Origin of the sequence: Streptomyces lomondensis (genome assembly GCF_014651035.1) — a bacterium.
GTDB classification, from domain to species: Bacteria; Actinomycetota; Actinomycetes; order Streptomycetales; family Streptomycetaceae; genus Streptomyces; species Streptomyces lomondensis.
The window spans coordinates 276,632-300,243 of sequence record NZ_BMWC01000001.1; the positions used below are offsets into that span (position 1 = coordinate 276,632).

Genomic DNA, 23,612 nt, shown 5'->3' on the forward strand with positions numbered 1-23,612 from the left:
CGGCACGAGGGAGACAACCATGGCGCGACGGCTGCGATTCAACGGCACGGACAGCAAGAACGGCGCGTGCCCCGCGGTGCACGAGGACATCGACAGCGGTGAGATCATCGTCCAAGGGCGGCCTCTCACCGACCCTGCGGACCTGCGGCAGTTGCAGCACTTCGGGCTGGACGACGCCGCGGTCGTCGTCCCTCGCGAGCTGCTCGTCAACCACGGCCCGAAGGAGGTCGACCGAGTGCCCAAGCTGATCGGCATGGAGGAGTTCGGCCGGCTCTTCCACCACTTCGAGCATTCGGCGTGGCACCTGGAGACCCGGCGCGGCTACGCCTCCGACCGTGAAGACGCGGGATACGCCGAGTTCCTCGCCACCGGCCGCGCGCCGATGGACCTCGACAGCGACTGGTGCCGGAACATCCTTCGCCAGACGCAGGCGGGCAAGTAGGTCGGTCGCGTGCGCGTCGTCGACAATCCGCCGACTGAGGGGCAGCGGTTCCTCCTCTCCTACGCCCGCTGCAACGCGGCCACCGGCGAGGACGTTCAGAACCTTTGGCGGCAGGACGCGGAGCGGGCGCACCTGCCCGCCGAGGACTTCTGGGTCTTCGACAGCCGCCTCGTGGCGATCCTCCGCTTCGACGACCAGGACGTCTTCCACGACGTCGAGATCATCACCGAGCCCGCCGAGGTGCTGCGGTACTGCCAGGTCCGCGACGCCGCAGTCCACGCGTCCGTGCCCTACGACCAGTTCGCGGCGCAGCTCGGCGCGAAGGAGTAGAACTCCCCCGGTGAGCACGGACTACCAGCAGGCTCGGGAGGCCCTCGGTCGTCGACTGAGGGAGTTACGCCTGTCCGCCCCTGAGGGCCGCCTCACCGGGACACAGCTCGCGCAGCGGCTCGGCTGGCCGCACTCCAAGGTGTACAAGTTGGAGGGCGGTCGGCAGACCGCGACGAGCGAGGACCTCCACGCATGGGGTCACGCTGTCGGGCAGCCCGAAGTGGTTGATGAACTGGACGCCCGCCTCAAGGGGTTCGAATCCCACATTCGGTCGTGGCGCCGCCAGCTCGCCGCCGGGCACCGCCCCGTACAGGACACCTGGAACGTTGCTGTCGACCGAGCCCGCGTCATCCGCGCGTGGGAAGAAGCGGTCATCCCGGGCATGCTTCAGACCGCCGACTACGCCCGGCACATCTTCCTGCGGTACGCCGATTTACAGGGCACGGTGCGGGACACGGAGGAGGCCGTCCGCTCCCGGATGGAACGGCAGGCATGGCTGTACCAGGGCGGCCGGCGGTTCCACGCGCTCGTGTGGGAGGCCGCGCTCCACGCGCTCGTGTGCCCGCCGTCGGTCCTTGCCGCACAGCTGGACCGGCTCGCAGGACAGGTCGGGATGGACACGATCGAGCTCGGGATCATTCCCCTGGGCGCGTCCTTGCGGGTCCCCGCCGCGAACGGGTTCTGGATCCTCGACGACAACCTCGTCATCGCTGAGGACTGGCACGCCGAGCTGTGGCTCGACGACGATGAGACGGTGGCCTCCTACCGGCGCGTCTGGGACGCCTTGAGCGAGTCCGCGGTCTACGGCGCGGATGTGCAGAACGTGATCAGCCGGGTCCGGCGTGGGCTCGACGTCCGGGCATGAACCGCAGGTACTCGTCGCGGGTCCGGTCGTCGACTCCGGTGAGCCGGTTCACATACCGAGTGGCGCAGTCGGCAAGGGGGATGATGCCGACTGTCGGCTTCTCTTCGAAGCGCTCGCTCTGCTGACCTCAGGCATGACAAAGGGCTGACCCGTTTCACCGGGCCAGCCCTTTGTCATAAAGGGTGAGTGACGGGACTCGAACCCGCGGCATCCTGGACCACAACCAGGTGCTCTACCAGCTGAGCTACACCCACCATGACCGGCTTGGAGGTCAGTGATGTCCCCGACCGGCCGAGAAAAAGTGTACAGGGTCCGAAGGGGTGCTCGCGCACGGCTTTCGCGGCGCCCCTCGACGGGGCCCTGTCCCGCCTACTGAGCAGGCAGGACGTGCTTCGCCGCGATCTTCTTCGCGGTCTCCGAGTCGGGCCCGGGCTGGGGAACGAAGACGGCCTCGCGGTAGTAGCGCAGCTCCGCGATGGACTCGCGGATGTCGGCGAGGGCGCGGTGGTTGCCGTTCTTCTGCGGGCTGTTGAAGTAGGCCCGCGGGTACCAGCGGCGGGCCAGCTCCTTGATCGACGACACGTCGACGATCCGGTAGTGCAGGTAGTCCTCCAGCGTCGGCATGTCGCGCAGCAGGAAGCCGCGGTCCGTGCCGACGGAGTTGCCGCACAGCGGGGCCTTGCCCGGCTCCTTGACGAACTCCCTCACGTACGTCAGGACCTGCTCCTCGGCGTCCTTGAGCGTCGTGCCGTTCTCCAGCTCGGCGAGGAGTCCGGACGCGGTGTGCATCTGACGCACCACCTCCGGCATCGTCTCCAGCGCCCGCTCCGGCGGCCGGATGACGATGTCCACGCCGTCGCCGAGCACGTTCAGCTCGGAGTCGGTGACGAGGGCGGCCACCTCGATGAGCGCGTCGTCCGACAGCGAGAGGCCGGTCATCTCGCAGTCGATCCACACCATGCGATCGTTCATGTGTCTAACCTTACGGCGTCGCTGCGCGAGTCGGCCGTGTGTGCGGGTGCGGTTGTTTTGCCGGGCGCTGGGCGTCGGTGCCCGGGTCTGCTGGGGGGCTGCCGCCCCCAGGCCCCCGCTTCGGCCTGAACGGCCTCGTCCTCAAGCGCCGGACGGGCTGAGAAACCTGAGTGGTGTGGCTGCGCGTCGTCCTCGTGTGCCGCGCTCGGACGCCGGGCGGAGCGAGTGGTCAGGTCAGTCCGCCCGGCGTTTCGAGGTCACGTCATGTTCCGCTGCGCTGGCCCGGCAGGCTCGCCGACAGGGCCGGGGACGGGCCGGCCGCGCTCGCGGCCGCCGTGCGGCGGGACTGGAGCGGGACCGGGTGGTCCGGGTGCATGGCGGCGGGGGACTGGCCCTGCTGGCCGGGATGTCCCGCGTGCCCCGCGTGGCCCGGCATGCCGCCGGAGCCGGGGCCGCCCGGGCCGCCGTCGGTGTCCTGGGGCCGCTCGCCCTGCGGGCGCCGGGCGCGGTACGCCGCCCGGTACGCGGCCGGGGACGAGCCCAGCTGGCGGCGGAAGTGCCCGCGCAGGGCGACCGGCGACCGGAAGCCGCAGCGCCCCGCCACCTCGTCCACCGAGTAGTCCGACGTCTCCAGTAGGCGCTGCGCCTGGAGCACCCGCTGCGTGATCAGCCACTGGAGCGGCGCGCTCCCGGTCAGCGAGCGGAAGCGGCGGTCGAACGTACGCCGGCTCATGTACGCGCGTGCCGCCAGCGTCTCCACGTCGAACTGCTCGTGGAGGTGCTCCAGCGCCCAGGCGACGACCTCGGCGAGCGGGTCGGCGCCGATCTCCTCTGGTAAAGACCTGTCGAGGTAGCGCTCCTGGCCGCCGCTTCGGCGCGGGGGTACGACGAGGCGCCGGGCCAGGGCCCCTGCCGCCTCGTTGCCGTGGTCCGTGCGCACGATGTGCAGGCACAGATCGATTCCGGCCGCCGTGCCGGCCGACGTCAGCACGTCGCCGTCGTCGACGAACAGCTCCCGTGGGTCCACGTGGACCGACGGGTAGCGCTTGGCCAGCGTCGGCGCGTACATCCAGTGTGTCGTCGCGGGGCGGCCGTCCAGCAGGCCCGCCGCCGCGAGGACGAAGGCGCCGGTGCACAGCCCGACGATGCGGGCGCCCTCCTCATGGGCGCGGCGCAACGCGTCGAGCGCCTCGTCCGGTGGCGGAGAAGTGATCGAACGCCAGGCCGGTACGACGACCGTGCCCGCGCGCGAGATCGCTTCCAGGCCATGCGGTGCGCTGAGTTCCAGGCCCCCTGTGGTCCGCAGTGGGCCGTCCTCGCCGCCGCACACCAGCAGTCGGTAGCGCGGCACGCCGGCGTCCTGGCGGTCGATCCCGAACACCGACAACGGTATGGAACTCTCGAAGATGGGGCCGCCGCTGAACAGCAGCACCGCGACGATCTCCTTGCGACGTCGCCCGGAAAGCTTCCGGGCCGCGGCTTCCGGCGCGGCAGTGGAGTCGTGGCTCATACTGCTAAGCCCCCCTCGGTGGTCGCGGCTCCTCGGTTGTGTCGCTCCTGCACGTTTCCCCTCGGTCCTGCACGAGTCCCCCGCCGTAGACAGTCAAGATCGAATCTACTGTGTCCCGTCGTGCCGAGGTGGCCGGTTCGGCACTCGGCACATTGTCGACTTGGCAACTTGGCGTGAAGCATTCGATCACGAAGGGTTGCACTCGTGGGGCGTGCAGGGAAGTGCGCCTTGTCGCAGTGGCCAATCCACGTAGGGTGCGCAGTGCCCCTGAGGCCCTTTCCGTGCAGGTCGAACGGGGGTTGGGGGGTGGTTCGGCGGGGTGTTGCACAGGGGCGCGAAGTTGGCTGAAAAGCAGCGTGCGTGTGCGCGGAAACCGGTCAGCCGACCGGTGTATCTCCTCCGGTGTGCCGTCCGCCACGGTGGGACCCCGTTCCGGTGCGGTGGTGCCGGCCCCGGTGGGGCGCCCGGTCCTCGGCCGCGAGGCGGGCCGCGCCGCGCTCCGACTGGCGCAGCAGGACCCGGCAGGCGCCCGTGACGGCCGCGAGCCCGAGGGCCGTGCCGGCGGCGCCGGCGAGGGAGCTGCCGTAGGCCAGGAGCACGACCGGGACGAGCAGGCAGCTGAAGGCCGCCCAGCGGACCACGTCCGTCGCGGTGTCCCGCGGCGGCGGGGTCGCGCGGTCCGCCTCCGAGGCGGGGCGAGGTCCGGACATGCGTGCTCCCTGTGGCGTGACTCACGGGGTTCAACGCACGGCCCGGGCGTCGGTCACTGTGCGGGCGGATCACCCCCACGGGTAAGTGAATCCTGTGCAAACCGCCTGTACAGCGCAGCAACCATTGCGTTACGGGCGTCGCCTCGTGCATGCTCCCTGGAACCCGCACGCACGGCGGGCGGGATCTGGGCTAAGGAGGCGTGCCGCCGTACCCTTGGGGGTATGGGGTTGGGAAGACCATTCCCGGACACAGCTCCGCCGCACAGTGCTGGATCTGTCAGCGAGCCCCGCTCGCGGGCCCACCCATAAAGGATCACAACGCCGAGACAGCCATGGCCGGTCACGAATTCTTCGAACCCGCGGACCGCAAGCGGCCCGTCGCCGATCCCACGGCGGCCGAGCCCCTGGCGGCGGAAGAGCCACGCCATTCTTGCGACCCCGCTTTCAAGCACGGGGTCGTCGTCGGCTTCGACGGCTCCACGTCCAGTGAGCGCGCCCTGGCGTACGCGATCGGCATGGCCCATCGCTCCGGGTCGGGCCTGATCATCGTCCATGTGGCCAACCGGCTGCCGACCACGGTGTGGGCCGGCTGCGAGCCGCCCGTGTTCGTGGACGTGCCGGACCACCGCACCGAGGTGCTGGGTCTGGAGCTGGCCTGTGCGGACTACCTCGCCGAGGTGCCCTGGATCCTGGTCGAGCGCGGCGGCGACATCTGCCACGAACTCGAAGAGGTCGGCCGGGAGTACGAGGCCGACGCGATCGTCGTCGGGTCCACGCACGGCATCGTGGGCCGCATCTTCGGCTCCGTCGCCGGGCGGCTCGCCAAGCGGGCGCAGCGGCCTGTGATCGTCATTCCCTGAGCGCTTCCCTGAGCGCCCAACTCCCTTGGTGCGACGCGTAAATCTACTCGCGCGTAGAGGTGTTTGTGCCCTTGTGAAGGGCATATACGGGACACCGCACAACTGCACCTGCACGAAGGGAGCCCGCCGTGGACAAAGACGTCTCCGCGGGAAGCGGAATCACGACCGTGGCCGGTCGACTCGCCCTCGGAATCACCCTGTTGGCCTTCGGCCTGGGGCACACCGCTGTGATGAACGGTGTGTCAGCCGCTGACGCCGTGTCCGTCGCCCAGTACGTGGGCGGCATCGCGCTCTTCGTCGCCGGGCTGGTGGCCCTGCGCGAGGGTGACTCCGTCGGTGGTACGGCGTTCTCGGTGCTCGGGGCCCTGTGGTTCACCTGGGCCGTGACCGAGGGTGCCGCCGGTAACGAGGCAGGGCTGTTCCTGCTGTTGTTCGCCCTGGTGGCGCTGTCGCTCACGCTGGCCGGTGGGGATCAGCTCGGCCAGGCGTTGTACGGGCTGTTCTTCGTCGCCCTGGTGCTCATGGCGATCGCCGAGTTCGCCGGTAACGACGGGCTCGCCAAGGTGGGTGGGTGGTTCGCCGTGGCCGCGGGGGCCGTGGCCTGGTATGCCGCGACGGCGGCGCTGGCGCACTGGCCGACCGTTCTTCCGAGGCGTGCTGCCGGCCGGGGGGTGACGGCCACCGGTTAGCTGCGCGGGCCGGGGAGTTGGGCGGCTTCCCGGCGATGAAAACGGACCCCCCCGTGCATGGTGGCAGCACGTGGGGGTCCGTCCTCATTGTTTGGCCTGTGCAGGTGCGTTGGGGTTGTTCGCGCCCACGCGGCGGAGCCGCAAATCGATACAGCCCCGCGCCCCTAAAAAAAGAGGGTGAGTTACTCCACCGTCACCGACTTGGCCAGGTTCCTCGGCTTGTCGATGTCCCTGCCCAGTGCCAAGGCCGTGTGGTACGCCAGGAGCTGGAGCGGGATGCCCATCAGGATCGGGTCGAGTTCGTCCTCGTTCTTCGGGACGACGATCGTGTCGTCGGCCTTCTCCTCGTGCTGGTGGGCGACCGCGAGGATCCTGCCGCTGCGGGCCTTGATCTCCTCCATGGCGGCGCGGTTCTTCTCCAGGAGGTCGTCGTCGGGGACGATCGCGACCGTGGGGAGGGCCGGCTCGATCAGGGCCAGCGGGCCGTGCTTGAGCTCGGAGGCGGGGTAGGCCTCGGCGTGGATGTAGGAGACCTCCTTGAGCTTCAGGGAGGCCTCGCGGGCCACCGGGTAGCCCCGGACGCGGCCGATGAAGAGCATCGAGCGGGCCTCGGCGAACTGGAGGGCCAGCTTCTTGACGTCCTCCTCGTGCTCCATGATCTCGGCGATCTGGGCGGGCAGCTTGCGCAGGCCCTCGATGATCCGCTTGCCGTCGCGGACCGAGAGGTCACGGGTGCGGCCCAGGTGGAGGGCCAGGAGGGCGAAGGCGACCGTGGTGTTGGTGAAGCACTTGGTGGAGACGACGCAGACCTCGGGGCCCGCGTGCACGTAGATGCCGCCGTCCGCCTCGCGGGCGATCGCGGAGCCGACCACGTTCACCACGCCCAGGACCCGCGCGCCCTTGCGCTTCAGCTCCTGCACGGCGGCCAGCACGTCGTACGTCTCGCCGGACTGGGAGACCGCGACGTAGAGGGTGTCGGGGTCGACGACCGCGTTGCGGTAGCGGAACTCCGAGGCCGGCTCGGCGTCGGCGGGGATGCGGGCCAGCTCCTCGATCATCTGGGCGCCGATCATGCCCGCGTGGTACGAGGTGCCGCAGCCGAGGATCTTCACGCGGCGGATGCGCCGGGCCTCGCGGGCGTCCAGGTTCAGGCCGCCCAGGTGCACGGTGGAGAAGCGGTCGTCGATGCGGCCGCGCAGCACGCGGTCCACGGCGTCGGCCTGCTCGTGGATCTCCTTGTGCATGTAGGTGTCGTGGCCGCCCATGTCGTACGAGGCGGCCTCCCACTCCACCGTGGTCGGCTCGGCCGTCGTCCGCGTGCCCTCCGTCGTGTACGTGCGGAAGTCGTCGGCCTTCAGCGTCGCCATCTCGCCGTCGTCCAGCGTGACTATCTGGCGCGTGTGGGTGACCAGCGCGGCGATGTCCGAGGCGACGAACATCTCCTTCTCGCCGATGCCGAGGACGACCGGGGAGCCGTTGCGGGCGACGACGATGCGGTCGGGGAAGTCGGCGTGCATGACGGCGATGCCGTACGTGCCCTCGATGAGCCGGAGGGTCTCGCGGACCTTGTCCTCCAGCTTGCCGGCCTGCGAGCGGGCGATGAGGTGGACGAGGACCTCGGTGTCGGTCTCGGAGAGGAACTCGACGCCGTCCGCCTCCAGCTTGCGGCGCAGGTCGGAGGCGTTGTCGATGATGCCGTTGTGGACGACGGCGACCTTGCCCTCGGCGTCCAGGTGCGGGTGGGCGTTGACGTCGGAGGGGGCGCCGTGGGTGGCCCAGCGGGTGTGGGCGATGCCGGTCGTGCCCTTGAAGCGGGCCGGGACCTTGGCCTCCAGGTCGCGGACGCGGCCCTTGGCCTTGACCATCTTCAGGCCGGACGTCTTCGGGGACGTGACGACGATGCCCGCGGAGTCGTAGCCGCGGTACTCCAGGCGCTGCAGGCCCTCCAGGAGCAGGGGCGCGACGTCACGCTTCCCGATGTAACCGACGATTCCGCACATAGATACGTATTCCTAGCCGTAGACGATGCGCCGCAGCTGCCGGAGCGAGAGCTCCGGCGGTGCCACCGCGCGATACTTGAGGTCCGCCTCGATCCGTTCGAAGATCGCCGCGTTCACCAGGCCCTGGGCCTGGAGCTCGCGGTGGCGGCGACGGACGTACTCCTCGGTCGTCTCGTCGAAGTAGGCGAGCACGTCCTGGACCACGCGCAGCGCCTCGCCCCGGCTCAGGGGGGTGGACCGCGTCAGGTGATCAACGAGTTCGTCGTGCACTCGCTAGATCCTGGGGTACGGGCGCGGCTTTCGCAAGAATTCTGCCCGGTTTCGGGCAGGTGTCTGTGGGAGTCCCTTGGGGGAACGTTGAACCAGTCATGAGCGCTTGTTCGTGAGGCGGCCACCGGGCATCCGGCAGCCCGTTGCCCGAGGCGTCGATTTTTGGACGCCATGGACATTCCTCGTATGGGTGTACCCGAGCGGCTCGCCGCACGCATGAGCATGGCCGAGCAGCACGAGTACCTGCGCGCCAGGTTCTCCCGGCGCACGATGATCAGAGGCGGTGCCGTGACGCTCGGCGCCGTCGCGGGTGGCGCGTTCGTACCGGGCGCCACCGCCCAGGCCGCCGTTCCGAGCGGGCGGCCCGGCACCGAGACCGTCGACGGTGCCCATGTCGCCCCCTTCGGCCGCCACCTCGCCTACGGCACCGACCCGCGCACGGAGATGACCGTCTCCTGGCAGGTCCCGGTCGCCGTCGAGAAGCCGTTCATCCGGATCGGCGCCCACCCCTGGGACCTCTCCCGCAAGATCGACGCCGAGGTCCGCACCCTCTTCACACCGGCCGGTGTCGGCGCCAGCGGCAACCACACGCAGTACTACGTCCACGCCAGGCTGACCCACCTGCGCCCGGGCCGGACGTACTACTACGGCGTCGGCCACCAGGGCTTCGACCCGGCCGAGCCGCACCTGCTGGGCACCCTCGGCACCTTCACCACCGCCCCCGCGCACAAGGAGCCGTTCACCTTCACGGCCTTCGGCGACCAGGGCGTCAGCTACCACGCGCTGGCCAACGACAGCCTGATCCTCGGCCAGAACCCGGCCTTCCATCTGCACGCCGGCGACATCGCGTACGGCGACCCGGCCGGCCAGGGCAAGACGTCCGACACGGGCTTCGACTCGCGGATCTGGGACCAGTTCCTCGCCCAGACCGAGTCCGTCGCCAAGTCCGTGCCGTGGATGCCCGCCTACGGCAACCACGACATGGAGGCTTGGTACTCGCCCAGCGGCTACGGCGGCGAGGAGGCCCGCTGGAGCCTCCCGGACAACGGCCCCGACCGGAAGAACCTCCCGGGCGTCTACTCGTTCGTGTACGGCAACACGGCCGTCATCTCGCTCGACGCCAACGACGTCTCCTTCGAGATCCCGGCCAACCTCGGCATCTCGGGCGGCACCCAGACCAGGTGGCTGGAGGCGCAGCTCAAGAAGTACCGGGCCGCGCACGGCATCGACTTCATCGTCGTTTTCTTCCACCACTGCGCCTACTGCACCTCCACCTCCCACGCCTCCGAGGGCGGGGTCCGGCAGGAGTGGGTGCCGCTGTTCGAGAAGTACACGGTGGACCTGGTCATCAACGGCCACAACCACCAGTACGAGCGCACCGACGTGATCAAGGGCGACCAGGTCACCAGGAAACTCCCGATCGGCGGCACCGCCTACCCCGAGACCGACGGCGTGGTCTACGTGACGGCCGGTGCGGCGGGCCGCAGCCTCTACACGTTCAGCGCCCCGCTGTCGTACGAGGGCAACGAGCACGACGTGGAGTCCGTGGCGTCGTTCGTCAACCTCAAGGGAGGCAAGCAGGACGAGACCGTCGCCTGGTCCCGGGTGCGCTACCTCGACTACTCCTTCCTGCGCGTGGACGTCACCCCCGCGCCGAAGGGGCGGCTCGCCACGCTGACGGTGCGCGGCATCGCCGAGAGCGGTGAGCAGGTGGACCACTTCACGGTGGCGCGCCGCGCGAAGTAGCGGCCGAGGGCTCCGACCCTCGGGTGATTTCCGCCCGGGGGGTGGATTGTTCCGCTCGTCTCACGAGAGAGTGGTCCAGACCTATCGGAGCTCGACGGCTCATGGAAAGGACGCTTGCGTGAGACAGCACCTCGGAACGCTTCGCCTGCTCGGATCCCTGCTGCTGGTCGCGGTGGGCGTCAGCGTCACCAAGTCCGCCCCGGCGCAGGCGGCGGCCACCACGCCGCTCGACCGGGTCATACCGGCCCCCGCCTCGGTCGCCCCCGGCGGCGCCCCGTACCGCATCACGCGCGGCACGCACATCCGTGTCGAAGGCTCGCGGGAGGCGCGTCGCGTCGCCGAGTACCTCGCGGACCTCCTGCGGCCCGCGACCGGCTACCCCCTCCCGGTCACCACACACGGCCGGGGCGGCATACACCTCAGGCTCGCCGACGGCGACTTCGGCCCCGAGGGCTACCGCCTGAGCAGCACCCCGCGCGCCCTCACGATCACCGCCAGGACCCCCGCCGGCCTCTTCCACGGCGTGCAGACCCTCCGCCAGCTCCTCCCCGCGGCGGTCGAGAAGGACACCGTCCAGCCCGGCCCGTGGCCGGTCGCCGGCGGCACCATCGAGGACAGCCCGCGCTACGGCTGGCGCGGCGCCATGCTCGACGTCTCCCGGCACTTCTTCACCGTCGACCAGGTCAAGCGCTTCATCGACCAGCTCGCCCTCTACAAGATCAACAAGCTGCATCTGCATCTCAGCGACGACCAGGGCTGGCGCATCGCCATCGACTCCTGGCCGCGCCTGGCGACCTACGGCGGTTCGACGGAGGTCGGCGGAGGTCCCGGCGGCTTCTACACCAAGGCCGACTACCAGGAGATCGTGCGGTACGCCGCCTCCCGCTACCTGGAGGTCGTCCCCGAGATCGACATGCCCGGCCACACCAACGCGGCCCTCGCCTCCTACGCCGAGCTGAACTGCGACGGCGTGGCACCGCCGCTGTACACCGGCACCGAGGTCGGCTTCAGCTCGCTGTGCGTCGACAAGGAGATCACGTACGACTTCGTCGACGACGTGATCCGGGAGCTGGCCGCGCTCACGCCGGGCGAGTACCTCCACATCGGGGGCGACGAGGCGCACTCCACCAGCCATGAGGACTACGTGAAGTTCATGGACCGGGTGCAGCCGGTCGTCGCGGAGTACGGCAAGACGGTGATCGGCTGGCACCAGCTGACCGGGGCGAGCCCGGCGAAGGGGGCTCTCGCGCAGTACTGGGGGCTGGACAGTACGAGTGCGGAGGAGAAGGCGCGGGTGGTGAAGGCCGCGCAGAGCGGGACGGGGCTGGTGCTGTCCCCGGCGGACCGGGTGTATCTCGACATGAAGTACACGGAGGAGACGCCGCTGGGGTTGGACTGGGCGGGGTACGTCGAGGTGAAGCGGTCCTACGACTGGGATCCGGGGGCGTATCTGCCGGGGGTGCCGGCCGGTGCGGTGCGGGGGGTTGAGGCGCCGTTGTGGACCGAGACGGTCGAGAACTCCGAGCATGTCGAGTACATGGCGTTTCCGCGGTTGCCGGGGGTTGCGGAGTTGGGGTGGTCTTCGGGGGCTTCTCATGACTGGGAGCGGTACAAGGTGCGGCTTGCTGCGCAGGCTGAGCGGTGGGATGCCCTGGGGATTGAGTGGTATCGGTCGCCGCAGGTGCCGTGGGGGGCCGGGGGTCGGTGATTCGTCTGCGGGTGGGTGGGGCTGGTCGCGCAGTTCCCCGCGCCCCTAAAAGATTGCGCCGTTCCCCGCGCCCCCAAGAATGCGCCGCTCCCCGCGGCCCTAGAAGAATGCGCAGTTCCCCGCGCCCCAAGAATGCGCCCCCAAGAATGTGCCCCTGAAAAGGACGGGCACCCCCGGTGGACCGTACACCGGGGGTGCCCGCCTGTCTGGGGGTCAGAACTGGGCGATGGGGTTTTTCAGGGTGCCTACCAGTTGGAGGGCGCCGGACGGGTCCGCGAGGTCGACCATCTGTTCGTTGTTGCGGAGCTGGAGGCGGTTGAGGCAGGAGAGGGCGAACTCGGGGGCGAACATGTCGTACTGCTTGAACTTGTCGGCGAGTTCGGGCATCGACTCCTGGTAGGCGCGCGTGACGTCCGCGACCGTGCGCCAGAAGTCGTCCTCCTCCAGGATCCCCTCGGTGGCGAGGTTCGCCGCGAGGAAGCGGAAGAAGCAGTCGAAGACGTCCGTGAAGATCGACAGGAGTTTCTTGTCCTCCGGGACCTCCACACGCAGCCGCTCGACCGTCGGCGGTAGCACCGCGTCCGGGTCCATGACGGCGATCTCCTCGGCGATGTCCTTGTAGATCGCGCGCTGCACGACCCCGTCCTTCAGCACGAGGATGACGTTCTCGCCGTGCGGCATGAACACCAGGTCGTAGGCGTAGAAGCTGTGGAGCAGGGGCGTGAAGTAGGCCTGGAGGTAGTGGCGCAGCCACTCCTTCGGGGCGAGGCCCGACTGCTCGATCAGCGCGCCCGCGACGGACGCCCCCTCGTGGTCGACGTGGACCAGCGAGGCCATGGTGGCCAGCTGCTCGCCCTCCTGGAGGGACGGCACCGGGCTCTCCCGCCACAGCGCGGCGAGCATCTTGCGGTACGGCGAGTAGCGGTCCGTCGCCTTCTCGTACTCCAGGTGCCGGTAGCCGACGGCGGCCCGCTCCCGGATGATCGACAGGCCCGTGGACTTCAGCACCGGGTCGCCCTCGATCAGCTGGGCCAGCCAGTCGTTGATCGCCGGCGTGGCCTCCATGTAGGCCGCCGACAGGCCGCGCATGAAGCCCATGTTGATGACGGACAGGGCCGTCTTCACGTAGTGCTTCTCGGGGCTCGTCCTGTTGAAGAAGGTGCGGATGGACTGCTGGGCCAGGTACTCGTCGTCGCCCTCGCCCAGGCACACCAGGTGTTTCCGGGCGACCTCGGCCGCGAAGGTGACGGTGAGCTTGTTCCACCACTGCCAGGGGTGGACCGGGATGAGCAGGTAGTCGGCGGGGTCCAGGTCCTGGTCGCGCAGGACGGCGTGGAAGCGCTCGACCGTCTCCGCGCCCAGCTCCTCGCGCAGGAACGACTCGTACTCGATGCCGACGCCGGCCGTGAACGCCGCCCGCGAGCGGTGTGCCGCCAGCCAGACGAGCCGGACCGGGCTCGCCGTCTCCGGGGCGTACGACAGGTACTCGTGGATGCCGAAGCCGAGCCGCCCGTTGTTGGCCACGAAGCAGGGGTGGCCCTCGGTCATCGACGTCTCGATGGTCTGGAAGCCGCCGCGCGCCAGCTCGGCCGCCGTGGTCTTCGGCTTGGTGAGCTTGTAGCAGGTGCCGGAGAGAGTGGAGGAGATCTCCTCCAGGTAGACCGGCAGGATGCTGTCGCTCAGGCCCAGCTGGTCCTTCAGCTCGATGAAGAAGTCCAGGGCCGCGAGGGGGAGTTCGGCGCCGTCCCGGTGGCGGGTGATCGACTCGGCGTCGACCTGCCAGTGGTCGAGGGCGCGGACCGTCGCCGCGAAGGTGTACCGGGTCAGGCCGTCGTCGCTGCGGACGGCGTACGTGCCCTCGGCGGTGGCCTCCGGCGTGATGAGGCGCTCGTGCGCGAACTCGGCGAGCGCCTTGCGGATCAGGAGGCGGTTGGCCCGCGCCCAGCGGTGGGGGGACAGATGCGCCACGGCGTCGGACAGGGTCATACGGCTACTCCTCGGGCGGCCAGGAACTGCTCGCGCGTGCAGAAGCTCAGCAGCGCGCGCTTCTCCGGCTTGTCGATCTCGCGCTCGGGGACGAAGCCGACGGCCTCGTTGAGCGCGTGTACTGCCTTGTTGTCCACGTCGGGCTCCACCACGACCCGGCGGGTGCGCGGATCGGCGAACAGCTCGTCCATCACGGCGGTGATGACGGCCTTGGTGAAGCCGTGCACGGGCCGGTCGGTCGGCGCGACCAGGAAGTGCATGCCGACGTCGCCGGGCTCCGGTTCGTACAGCCCGACCAGCTCGACGTACCGGGGGTCGTACTTCTCCATGAGGAAGGCGGGCACGCCGTCGTGGAGGCCGATGTAGGCGTGGTGGTGCTCGTGGGCCGCGATCCGCATGTACTCGCGCTCGACGTCCTGGAGTTTCGCGTCCTGCATCATCCAGAAGGCCGCCTTGGGGTGGGTGACCCAGGAGTGCAGCAGGTCCGCGTCCTTCAGGGGATCCAGGGGGCGGATGGCGAACGTACCGATGCTCATACGGCGAACTCCTGGAACGCGATGCTCTTCTCGACCGGGTAATACTCGCTGCCGAGCAGCTCGCGGATGATGTACGCGTTCCGGTACGGGCCCATGCCCAGGTCGGGGCTGGTGATGCTGTGGGTGTGGACGCCGGCGTTCTGGAGGAAGATCCCCCGGCCGGTGACGTCGATGGCGTAGTTGCGGGCGACGTCGAAGTTGCCCCGGGAGTCGTAGCGCAGGCGGTCGCGCACCGGCTTGAGGAACTCCGGCTCGGCGTACCGGTAGCCCGTGGCCAGGACCAGGCCCTCGGAGGTCAGCTCGAAGTCCTTCTCCTGCTCCTCCTGCCGGAAGCCGAGCGTGTACGTGCCGTTCTCGTACCGGGCGCTGTGCAGCGAGGAGTTGGTGAGCAGCCGGGTGGGGACCGGGCCGCCGAGGTTCTTCTGGTAGAGCAGGTCGAAGATCTCGTTGATCAGGTCGCCGTCGATGCCCTTGAACAGGCCCTTCTGCTCGGCCGTGAGACGGTAGCGGGTGGCCTCGGGCAGCTCGCGGAAGTAGTCGACATACTCCGGCGAGGTCATCTCCAGCGTGAGCTTGGTGTACTCCAGCGGGAAGAAGCGCGGGGAGCGGGTGACCCAGTTCAGCCGGTAGCCGTGGACGTCGATCTCGCTGAGCAGGTCGTAGTAGATCTCGGCGGCCGACTGGCCCGAGCCGACCAGCGTGATCGAGTCCTTCTTCTGCAGCTCCGCCTTGTGGCTCAGGTAGCGGGAGTTGTGGATGAAGTCGCCGCCCAGGCCCTGGCAGGCCTCGGGGATGTAGGGCGGGGTGCCGGTGCCGAGGACCAGGTGGCGGGCGCGGTAGGTGTCGCCGGCGGTGGTCCTCACGACGTAGACGTCGTCCTCGTACGTCACCTCCGACACCGTCGTGCCGAAGCGGATGCTGCTCAGCTTGTTCGCGGCCCAGCGGCAGTAGTCGTCGTACTCGACCCGCAGCGGGTAGAAGTTCTCGCGGATGTAGAACGAGTACAGCCGGCCCTTCTCCTTCAGGTAGTTCAGGAAGGAGTACGGGGAGGTCGGGTCGGCGAGGGTGACCAGGTCCGACATGAACGGGGTCTGGAGGTGGGCGCCGTCGAGGAACATCCCCGCGTGCCACTCGAAGTCGGGCTTCGACTCCAGGAAGACGCCGTCGAGTTCGGCGATGGGCTCGGTCAGGCAGGCCAGGCCGAGGTTGAAGGGGCCGAGCCCGATGCCCACGAAGTCATGAGTCGCAGGAACGGGGGCCGGGTTGTCAGGACGCGCGGTCAAGGGATTCTCCCAGGTACTGCTCGGCGTGGCCGGCGATCAGGTCGAGGACGGCGGCGATGTCGGACGCCTGCGTCTCGGGGTTGAGCAGGGTGAACTTCAGGTAGTGGCGGCCGCTCACCTTGGTGCCCGCGACGATGGCGTCACCGGAGGCGAACAGGGCCTTGCGGGCGTAGAGGTTGGCGCGGTCGATCTCGGCGGGGTCCGTGACGTCGGCCGGGATGTAGCGGAAGACGAGGGTGGACAGGCTCGGCTCGACGACCACGTCGAAGCGCGGGTCGGCGGCGAGCAGCTTCCAGCCCTCCCGGGCCAGCGCGCACACCTCGTCGAAGAGCTGCCCGATGCCGTCGGCGCCCATGGTCCGCAGCGTCATCCACAGCTTGAGGGCGTCGAAGCGGCGGGTGGTCTGCAGGGACTTGTCCACCTGGTTGGGGATACGTTCCTGCACCATACGGCGCGGGTTGAGGTACTCGGCGTGGTAGGTGGCGTGGCGCAGCGTCGCGGCGTCCCGCACGAGCACGGCCGAGGAACTCACCGGCTGGAAGAACGACTTGTGGTAGTCGACGGTGACCGAGTCGGCCCGCTCGATGCCGTTGATGCGGTCCCGGTGCTTCAGGGAGGCGAGCAGGCCGCAGCCGTAGGCGGCGTCGACGTGCATCCACGTGCCGAACTGCTCGCACAGCTCGGCGATCTCCGGCAGCGGGTCGATGGAGCCGAAGTCGGTGGTGCCGGCGGTGGCGACGACGGCCATGGGGACGAGGCCGTCCTGCGCGCAGCGCTCCAGCTCGCGGGCGAGGGCGACCGTCTGCATGCGCTTGTCGTGGTCGACGGGGATGGAGACCACGGCGTCCTGGCCGAGCCCGAGGAGCTTCGCGGACTTCTTCACGCTGAAGTGGCTGACCTCGGAGGCGAAGATGCGCAGTTTCGCGAGCGTGTCGGTCTTGGCCTCCTCGCGGGCGAGCAGCAGCGCCTGGAGGTTGGACTGAGTGCCGCCGGAGGTGAACACGCCGTCGGCGTTCTCGCCCAGGCCTATGCGGGCCGTCGTCCAGTCGATGAGCTTGCGCTCGATGAGCGTGCCGCCGGCCGACTGGTCCCAGGTGTCCAGGGAGGAGTTGACGGCGGACAGGACGGCCTCGCCGAGCACGGCCGGGATGACGACCGGGCAGTTGAGGTGGGCCAGGTAGCGGGGGTGGTGGAAGTAGATCGCGTCCCGGAGGTAGACCTCCTCCAGTTCGTCGAGCACCGCGGTGGTGTCGTGCAGCGGCTGGTCGAGGTCGATCCCGTCGATGCGGGGAGCGAGGGCGTCGACGGTGACGCCGGTGAACGGCCTTTCGGTGGCGGCGAGTTTGGCGGCCACCCGCTCGACTCCGTCGGTCACGGAGCGGCGGTACTGCTCCGCGGTGGTGTCGTTGAGCAGGTGCGAGCGCATGGGGGGTCCTCCGGTGGGGACAGTCCGGTGCGGGACAGGGCGGGCGGACCCGCCGATCTTACTTAGGTAAGCCTAACCTAACTTGATCGACAGGCAACCGGCCCCTGCCGTGACCGTGGTCACTCGTGTCACTTGGTCAGGACGAGGCCTGCGGTCATCCCTCGGCGCGCAGCTGCTCCTCGCTCACGCCGCGGCGCCAGTAGCCGACGAACGTGACCCGGCGGCGGTCGATCCCGCGCTCGCGCACGAAGTGCCGGCGCAGCTCCTTCACGCACCCGGACTCGCCGGCGATCCAGACGTACGGGCGCTCGGCGGACGGGAGTCGGGCGGCGCGGAGGGCGTCGAGGGCCATGGGGGACCCCTCGGCGCCCTCCCCTTCCCGGACGAGCCAGGTGATCTCGGCGTCGGCCTCGGTCACCAGGTCCTGTATGTCCCCGGCGTGGGGCACCTCCAGCCAGACCCGGGCGCGGGTGCCGGCCGGCAGCGACTCGACGATGGCCGAGGCGGCCGGTACGGCGGTCTCGTCGCCCCAGACGACCACGAGGTCAGCGTCCTCGGGCGGCCTGAAGCGGATCGCCCGGTTGTCGGCGACGGCCGGTCCCAGCAGCAGGACCCGGTCTCCGGCGGCGGCCCGGGCGGCCCACCGGGAGGCGGGACCGGCCTGGACCGAGGCGCCCGGCTCGATGCCGTGCAGGGCGAAGTCGATGTCGATCTCGTCCGGGTCGCGGCGCAGGGCGCGCAGGGTGTACGAGCGCATCACGGCCCGTACGTCGTCCGGGAGTTCCCGCCAGCCCTGCCACCAGCCGTCGCCCAGCTCCAGCGGGACGACCGGCTCGGACTGCCCGGGGTGCGGCAGGAACAGGGACAGGGACTGGTCACGCCCGTCGGAGTGGAAGCCGTGCAGATCGGGCCCGCCGAAGGTGACACGGACCAGGGACGGCCCGAGCCGCCTCGTCCGCACGACCTGAAGCGAGAAGAAACGGAACGGGGCGGCTACGGCGGTGGTCATGAGAGCTCCTGATGTGTTGTCAGGCAGTGAGTGGAGGCACCTGAGGGGCGCGGGGCTGTGCCGATATGCGGCTCCGCCGCGTGGGCGCGCCCAGCCACATGGGGCCCGCACCCGCCACTCAGGCTCACTGGCAACCTGGTCAGGCGACCTTCTTCGCCGTCTCGATGGCCTTCGCCAGGTTCTCCACCAGCGGCACGCACTTGTCGTACGACAGAATCGGCTCGGGGGAACGCGAGATGACCTGCCCGGCCTTGACGGCGGGCAGCTTCTTCCACGTCGCCTCGGTGATGTCCGCCGGCTGGATGGTCGAGGAACGGTCGTCCATCATGATGATGTCCGCCGGGTACTTGTCGACGTTCTCCCAGCTCAGGCTCTCGAACCAGCCGCCCGTCTTGGCCTTGGCCTTCTCCGGCGGCTCGACGAAGTTCACGCCGAGGGCCTTGAAGTACTCCAGGTCCACGGAGAAGTTGGTGCCGGAGACGTAGAAGAGCTCCTGGCTGGCGGAACCGGCCATCACCTTGATGTCGGGGTGTGCCTTGGCGGCCTTGCGCAGTCGCTCGGAGGCCTCCTCGAACCGCTTCTTGGCGTCGGTGACCTTCGCGGCCTTCAGGTCGCCGCCGAGGGACTCGGCCAGTTCCCACATGCGCTGGAGCGGGGCGGTGAGCTGACGGTCGTAGACGGAGATGCCGACGCTCGGGGCGAGCTTGGCGATCTTGTCCTTCGAGGCCTCGGGGACGTACCAGAGGGTGCCGGCGGCGTCGAACATCGTGGAGATCAGCACGTCGGGGGCGAGCGCGGCGTACTTCTCGACGCTGAACTGGTCCCAGGTGTTGCCGAGGATGGTCACCTTGCTGATGTCCATGTCGCCGGCCTGGACGTCGGGCTTGCCGTCCTGGGTCCTGGTGGGGCCGAAGACGCCCTTGACGGAGACGCCGTAGTCGTGGAGGGCGGCGGCGACGCCGGTGAACGCGACGATGTTCGCGGGGGCCTTGTCGAGCTGCACGGTCTTGCCGCGGTCGTCCTTGAAGGACCACGGGCCGGACTTGGCGGACGCCTTCGACTCCGAGCCGCCGTCCTTGGAGTCTTCGCTGCCACACGCGGTCACGAGGGCGCCGAGTCCGAGGGCACCGCCGGCGGCGAGGATGCCGCGGCGGGAGAAGCGGGCGGTTCTGGCGTTCGACATGAGTGGGTCTGCTTTCGTGCGTACGGAGCCACTGCGGGCGCGGCGAATGGCCGCTTGGCTGGGATCAGGCTTAGGTTAGCCTAACCTCAGATCATGTCCAGAGGGGCACTGGTACCTGTGCCCGGGGGACGGGGCGGGGATGCCCGCCGCGGCAGTGATCCGGATCACGAGCGCGCCGAGATCTCTCGGCGGCAGGCCCGTCTACGACGTGAGGCGGCGCTTCACGGCCCGGACCAGATCGGTCCGGGCGACCTGAAGCGCGAACTCCTGGTCCCGTCCGGGCTTCGCGTACCAAGGGAGGCCCCGGCGGCGCCACTTGGCGGGCGCGAGGCCCGCGGGGATCGGCGGCAGGTCCCACGACCAGGGCCCGAGCCGCAGCCGGCCCGTCCACAGCCCGGCCGGCAGCTCGGTGACCGGCACCCGGACGACGAAGTCGCCGCCGGAGCGCGAGGCGGTGCGGGCCGGGAAGACGGCGGTGCCGCCCCGGCCGTCCTCCAGATGGACGGCGAGAGCGCCGTCCGGGAAGGAGGCGAGCGTGCAGCGGCCGGCGAACTCCAGCTCCGTGGACGCGCCGGGCGCCCAACGCACCATGGGGACGCCCAGTCGGGGAAGCACCGCATGCTTCCGCTCGCCGATGTCGAGCGTGAGGTTGCCGTGGGGTTTGGTGGTGTAGAGCGTGACCGCGCGGGTCTCGTCGCCATGGCCCACGACGTGCGTCGCCGCCGCCCCGGAGATCCCGGCGTCCCGCTTGCTGCCGATGCGCACCTCGCGGGAGATGCCCTGGGCGCCGATCGCCAGGAAGATGTCCCAGAGCCCGTCGGGAAGGGGTGCGCCGCCGCCGGCGGTCGTGATGTCGACGGAGGCCTCGAAGCCGGCCTGGTCGTAGCGATACCGCCCCTCGTCCTCCTCCTCGCCGAGGCCCGGTGTCGCGGTAGGGGTGACGGGCAGCCGGTGTTCGGTGCCGCTGTCGCGCTCGCGCAGGACGAGTTCGGTGGAGACGTCGTCGGTGGCGACCCGGTGCAGATAGCCGTGTCCGGCCAGGTGCAGCACGGTGCCGCGCAGTTCGGCGCGGGTGACGTGGTGACGCACGCCGAGCTGGCGGGTCACGTCGTAACAGGAGTCGGGGATGCCGCGGGACGGGTCGCGGAGGTACGGGTAGCGGGCGTAGGCGCGGCCGCCGTCGATGAGGAGGGGCGTCGCGACACTGGTCTTGGCCAGCTCGCCCTCGAACCGGACCAGTTCGAGCAGTTCGTCCAGCATGGTGTGCCGTACGAGGTGCAGACGCAGCCGGGCCATCGCCGACAGCCGGTCGTTCAGCCCCTCGTGCCACAGCGGGGTGATGATCTCGGCGAGCCGGGCCAGGGACTTCTCCTGCTCGGCGCGGGGCTCGTGCACCAGGTGGCCGAGGAGCTGCTGCACCTCGACGGTCAGATGTCGGTGGGCCAGGTGGTCACGGCCGGGGCCGGGCGGCACCTGCTCCAGGAGCATGTCGACGACGCGGGGCAGAAAGCGCAGCCGGGGCTCGCAGCCGCCGGTCCGCAGCGTGATGTTGCCGCTGTCCTCGCGCTCGACCCAGAACAGGCAGTCGTAGTCGGCGAGTACGGAGATTCCGTCCGCGTGCACATAGGCGGGGCCGACGAACAGCTGGTCCTCGCCGATCTTCAGGTCCGTCGGGAACCGCAGCTCCAGCCGCTCCAGCAGCTCGCGGCGGAACAGCTTCATGGGGTTGAGGGTCCAGTACACGCGGGACGAGAAGACGTCCGTGCGCGGCTCGTTGCGCCGGAACATGGAGGTGGGCGCCCCGCGTCCGCCGACCCCGACCATCTTGCCGAGCACGATGTCGGTGCCGTTCGTCTCGGCCATGGCCACCATGCGTTCCAGCGCCTCGGGGCCCAGGTAGTCGTCGGCGTCCAGGAAGAAGACGAACGTCCCCCGGGCGTGGTCGAGCCCTTTGTTCCGCGGGGCCGACGGCCCTCCGGAATTCTCCTGGTGAAAGACGCGCAACAGTGCCGGATATTCCGACGCGAGCCGGTCGAGTTCCTCGCCTGTACCGTCGGTGGAACCATCATTGATGGCGAGGATTTCCAACGCGTCCTGGCCGATGCTTTGCTCGGCGACGGAAGTGATGCAACGCGTGAGATAAGGCATCGCATTGTACGCAGCGATCACCACGGAAACGGCAGGGCCGGCCATCGTAGCTCCCCCAGGGAAATGAGGCACGTCCCCTGGATTGGCTCGGTCGGAATACACGGGTGATCGGTCCGGGCGCAGGGGAAAGTGCCATATGCACCGTGAAGGTACCATGAAGTAGGCGTGTCTGCGAAGTGGCTGCTTGGGGAAGCGCCAGGTCGGAGCGGCTTCCGACCGGGTGACTTGATGGGCGATTTATGTACTTCTCGGCGGGAATCGTCGTTCCCTGTTCGTCGCGGCAGAGGGTTGACACGCTTCAGCCGCGCCATATTTAGTCTGCGCTTACAACTTTCATAGCGGGCGGGGGTGGGTCTGCCCGGATGAGCCCAAGGGGTGGGGTGTGCGTACGCGTATGCGTCCGGGCTGGGTATGGGCTGCGACAGCAGGTGCCTTTGCCATGGCTGTAAGCGGTCTGTCGGTGAGTTCTCCGCAGGCCGCGGCAGCCGCCTGCACAGCAGGAACGACGAGTGACTTCAATGGCGACGGTGTGGCCGACACGGTTGTCGCCGATCCGCATGCCACGGTGAACGGAGCCAAGGCCGCGGGCCTGGTCCGCGTCGTACTGGGCGGCGGTAAAGGTGTGGCGGAGATCTCCCAGGCGACGAGCGGCATGGGTGCGACCCCCGAGGCCGGTGATCAGTTCGGCTTCTCCCGCAGTTCGTACGACGCCGACGGGGACGGATGCACCGACCTGGTGGTGGGCGCCCCGTACGAGGACGTCGCCAAGGACGGCGGGCAACTGGTCGACGCGGGAGCCGTGTACGTCATCCACGGCACGCCGACCGGCATCGGCGCAGGCTCGAAGATCGAGGGCTACACCCAGTCGGAGCTCGACTCCAGCACCTCCACCGAGGCGTACGACTGGTTCGGTTACGCGCTGAGGGCCGGGGGGACGGCGAACAGCACGCCGTATCTGGTCGTCGGCGTACCGGGTGAGAACGTCACCGTGGACGGGACGACGTACGGCGATGCCGGCTGCGTCACGTACGTCCAGGGCGCGACGAAGGTGTCGGTCAGCCAGAAGGACCCCGGTGTCCCCGGCGACGTCGAGGCGCATGACCGATTCGGTTACTCGGTGACGGGGACGAATCGGTTCTTCGCCGTCGGTGCTCCGGGTGAGGCCATCGGGGACGCCGGGTTCGCCGGCGGCGTGAGCGTCTTCAGTCACACGATGGCCGGCGGACTGCCCACGCCCCTGGTCGGGCTCGACCAGGACGGCTCCGGAATCGACGGCGTGGCCGAGGCCGGTGACGGGTTCGGTACCTCGCTCTCCATGACGGGGTACCGGCCCGGCGACCAGACGTACAACTCGGAGGTTCTCCTGGCGGTCGGGACGCCGGGCGAGGACATCGGCGAGACCGCCGACGCGGGCAGCGCCGCGGTGTTCCGGATCCAGCCGTCCGGCACGTACACGGAGGTGGCGGCGATCGACGCCGTGGATCTCGGAGAGACCCCGGCTGCCGGGGACTTCATGGGGCAGCGCGTGACGATCGCCAACACCGACACCGCCGTCGTCACGACGTCCGCGACCGTCCGGCTCGCCGTCGGCGTGCCCGGCAGGGACACCGCCTCCGCCAAGGACGCGGGGGCAGTGCGCGTTCTCCGGCCGCTGGACACGGCTGTCGGCGCGGCCGACAAGACACTCGTACGTGGCTCGGGGCTGCCCGGGACCGCTGCCGCCCGCGACTACACCGGCACCGCCCTGACTTCGGGATCCACCTACCTCTACCTCGGAGTGCCCCACAGCAAGGCTGCCGACTCCCCCAAGGGAGTGCTCCACGTCCTGCCTTGGACGGACATCGACGGCACGACCAAGCTCGGCACGACGACCTACCTGCCCGGCTCGGACGGGCTGCCCAACGAGGGCGTGGCGTTCGGAACAGTCGGATGAGCCGCG

At 69.5% G+C, this 23,612-nt stretch carries 18 protein-coding genes, 1 tRNA gene and 1 pseudogene; 7 read left to right on the forward strand and 13 right to left on the reverse strand.

Annotation, left to right across the window (positions count from 1 at the left end; translation table 11 throughout):
* Positions 1 to 19 precede the first annotated feature (19 nt).
* Positions 20 to 772 (forward strand): annotated as a pseudogene (locus IE255_RS01240) (DUF6879 family protein).
* Positions 773 to 782: 10 nt separating this feature from the next.
* Positions 783 to 1,637 carry a DUF5753 domain-containing protein gene (locus tag IE255_RS01245; protein ID WP_190048206.1) on the forward strand — a complete coding sequence of 285 codons (855 nt, stop codon included), beginning with the start codon at positions 783 to 785 and terminating at the stop codon, positions 1,635 to 1,637.
* 181 nt (positions 1,638 to 1,818) lie between these two features.
* Here IE255_RS01245 and IE255_RS01250 read toward each other — a convergent pair.
* The 4 genes from IE255_RS01250 to IE255_RS01265 all read right to left on the reverse strand — a co-directional run bounded on the left by IE255_RS01250 (position 1,819) and on the right by IE255_RS01265 (position 4,829).
* Positions 1,819 to 1,891, reverse strand: a tRNA-His gene (locus IE255_RS01250).
* A 115-nt stretch (positions 1,892 to 2,006) separates the two neighbouring features.
* A complete protein-coding gene (gene orn, locus IE255_RS01255; protein ID WP_190048207.1) occupies positions 2,007 to 2,609 on the reverse strand; it encodes an oligoribonuclease in 603 nt (200 codons plus the stop codon).
* Between the two features lie 262 nt (positions 2,610 to 2,871).
* Entirely contained in the window at positions 2,872 to 4,119 is a 1,248-nt protein-coding gene (locus IE255_RS01260; RefSeq protein ID WP_190048208.1) for a helix-turn-helix domain-containing protein, read from the reverse strand.
* Between the two features lie 377 nt (positions 4,120 to 4,496).
* Positions 4,497 to 4,829, reverse strand: coding sequence for a hypothetical protein (locus IE255_RS01265; protein WP_190048209.1), 333 nt, complete (start codon positions 4,827 to 4,829; stop codon positions 4,497 to 4,499).
* Positions 4,830 to 5,161: 332 nt separating this feature from the next.
* Between IE255_RS01265 and IE255_RS01270 the strand changes: the two genes are divergently transcribed.
* Together IE255_RS01270 and IE255_RS01275 are read left to right on the forward strand one after the other, a co-directional pair.
* Complete coding sequence (locus IE255_RS01270) at positions 5,162 to 5,689, forward strand: universal stress protein (RefSeq protein WP_010047889.1); 528 nt, start codon at positions 5,162 to 5,164, stop codon at positions 5,687 to 5,689.
* A gap of 128 nt (positions 5,690 to 5,817) precedes the next feature.
* Entirely contained in the window at positions 5,818 to 6,378 is a 561-nt protein-coding gene (locus tag IE255_RS01275) for a GPR1/FUN34/YaaH family transporter (protein ID WP_190048210.1), read from the forward strand.
* Positions 6,379 to 6,560: 182 nt separating this feature from the next.
* Here IE255_RS01275 and glmS read toward each other — a convergent pair whose 3' ends face one another.
* The gene (gene glmS, locus IE255_RS01280; protein WP_190048211.1) at positions 6,561 to 8,378 is read right to left on the reverse strand and encodes a glutamine--fructose-6-phosphate transaminase (isomerizing); all 1,818 of its coding nucleotides are present in this window, start codon (positions 8,376 to 8,378) and stop codon (positions 6,561 to 6,563) included.
* A gap of 12 nt (positions 8,379 to 8,390) precedes the next feature.
* On the reverse strand, positions 8,391 to 8,648 hold the full coding sequence (locus IE255_RS01285; protein ID WP_190048212.1) for a hypothetical protein: 258 nt from the start codon (positions 8,646 to 8,648) through the stop codon (positions 8,391 to 8,393).
* 186 nt (positions 8,649 to 8,834) lie between these two features.
* Here IE255_RS01285 and IE255_RS01290 point away from each other — a divergent pair, with 186 nt between their 5' ends.
* On the forward strand, positions 8,835 to 10,394 hold the full coding sequence (locus tag IE255_RS01290) for a purple acid phosphatase family protein (protein WP_190048213.1): 1,560 nt from the start codon (positions 8,835 to 8,837) through the stop codon (positions 10,392 to 10,394).
* A 118-nt stretch (positions 10,395 to 10,512) separates the two neighbouring features.
* Entirely contained in the window at positions 10,513 to 12,102 is a 1,590-nt protein-coding gene (locus IE255_RS01295) for a beta-N-acetylhexosaminidase (protein WP_190048214.1), read from the forward strand.
* A 213-nt stretch (positions 12,103 to 12,315) separates the two neighbouring features.
* On the opposite strand, the gene IE255_RS01300 is transcribed toward IE255_RS01295, so the two are convergent.
* From IE255_RS01300 to IE255_RS01330, 7 genes are all read right to left on the reverse strand, one after another.
* Positions 12,316 to 14,088 (reverse strand): IucA/IucC family protein, encoded by a 1,773-nt coding sequence (locus IE255_RS01300; protein WP_190048215.1) that lies wholly within the window; start codon positions 14,086 to 14,088, stop codon positions 12,316 to 12,318.
* Entirely contained in the window at positions 14,085 to 14,624 is a 540-nt protein-coding gene (locus IE255_RS01305) for a GNAT family N-acetyltransferase (RefSeq protein WP_190048216.1), read from the reverse strand. Before IE255_RS01305 ends, IE255_RS01300 begins: the two co-directional genes overlap by 4 nt.
* Complete coding sequence (locus IE255_RS01310) at positions 14,621 to 15,907, reverse strand: lysine N(6)-hydroxylase/L-ornithine N(5)-oxygenase family protein (protein ID WP_190048217.1); 1,287 nt, start codon at positions 15,905 to 15,907, stop codon at positions 14,621 to 14,623. Before IE255_RS01310 ends, IE255_RS01305 begins: the two co-directional genes overlap by 4 nt.
* The gene (gene desA / locus IE255_RS01315; RefSeq protein ID WP_190048218.1) at positions 15,891 to 17,333 is read right to left on the reverse strand and encodes a lysine decarboxylase DesA; all 1,443 of its coding nucleotides are present in this window, start codon (positions 17,331 to 17,333) and stop codon (positions 15,891 to 15,893) included. The genes IE255_RS01310 and desA overlap by 17 nt, the downstream gene beginning before the upstream one ends.
* Positions 17,334 to 17,487: 154 nt before the next feature.
* Positions 17,488 to 18,342: a siderophore-interacting protein gene (locus IE255_RS01320; RefSeq protein WP_190048219.1), complete on the reverse strand. Its 855-nt coding sequence runs from the start codon at positions 18,340 to 18,342 to the stop codon at positions 17,488 to 17,490.
* Positions 18,343 to 18,481: 139 nt separating this feature from the next.
* Positions 18,482 to 19,525: an ABC transporter substrate-binding protein gene (locus IE255_RS01325; RefSeq protein ID WP_190048220.1), complete on the reverse strand. Its 1,044-nt coding sequence runs from the start codon at positions 19,523 to 19,525 to the stop codon at positions 18,482 to 18,484.
* 201 nt (positions 19,526 to 19,726) lie between these two features.
* Positions 19,727 to 21,718 carry a glycosyltransferase family 2 protein gene (locus tag IE255_RS01330; protein WP_190048221.1) on the reverse strand — a complete coding sequence of 664 codons (1,992 nt, stop codon included), beginning with the start codon at positions 21,716 to 21,718 and terminating at the stop codon, positions 19,727 to 19,729.
* Positions 21,719 to 22,202: 484 nt separating this feature from the next.
* Between IE255_RS01330 and IE255_RS01335 the strand changes: the two genes are divergently transcribed.
* Positions 22,203 to 23,606, forward strand: coding sequence for an integrin alpha (locus IE255_RS01335; RefSeq protein ID WP_229906241.1), 1,404 nt, complete (start codon positions 22,203 to 22,205; stop codon positions 23,604 to 23,606).
* Positions 23,607 to 23,612 lie beyond the last annotated feature (6 nt).

Coding starts and splice junctions, on each gene's coding strand:
- orn (WP_190048207.1), bottom strand. CDS start 2,609: ATGAACGATCGCATGGTGTGGATCGACTGCGAGATGACCGGCCTCTCG.
- IE255_RS01260 (WP_190048208.1), bottom strand. CDS start 4,119: ATGAGCCACGACTCCACTGCCGCGCCGGAAGCCGCGGCCCGGAAGCTT.
- IE255_RS01265 (WP_190048209.1), bottom strand. CDS start 4,829: ATGTCCGGACCTCGCCCCGCCTCGGAGGCGGACCGCGCGACCCCGCCG.
- IE255_RS01270 (WP_010047889.1), top strand. CDS start 5,162: ATGGCCGGTCACGAATTCTTCGAACCCGCGGACCGCAAGCGGCCCGTC.
- glmS (WP_190048211.1), bottom strand. CDS start 8,378: ATGTGCGGAATCGTCGGTTACATCGGGAAGCGTGACGTCGCGCCCCTG.
- IE255_RS01290 (WP_190048213.1), top strand. CDS start 8,835: ATGGGTGTACCCGAGCGGCTCGCCGCACGCATGAGCATGGCCGAGCAG.
- IE255_RS01300 (WP_190048215.1), bottom strand. CDS start 14,088: ATGACCCTGTCCGACGCCGTGGCGCATCTGTCCCCCCACCGCTGGGCG.
- IE255_RS01305 (WP_190048216.1), bottom strand. CDS start 14,624: ATGAGCATCGGTACGTTCGCCATCCGCCCCCTGGATCCCCTGAAGGAC.
- desA (WP_190048218.1), bottom strand. CDS start 17,333: ATGCGCTCGCACCTGCTCAACGACACCACCGCGGAGCAGTACCGCCGC.
- IE255_RS01320 (WP_190048219.1), bottom strand. CDS start 18,342: ATGACCACCGCCGTAGCCGCCCCGTTCCGTTTCTTCTCGCTTCAGGTC.
- IE255_RS01325 (WP_190048220.1), bottom strand. CDS start 19,525: ATGTCGAACGCCAGAACCGCCCGCTTCTCCCGCCGCGGCATCCTCGCC.
- IE255_RS01330 (WP_190048221.1), bottom strand. CDS start 21,718: ATGGCCGGCCCTGCCGTTTCCGTGGTGATCGCTGCGTACAATGCGATG.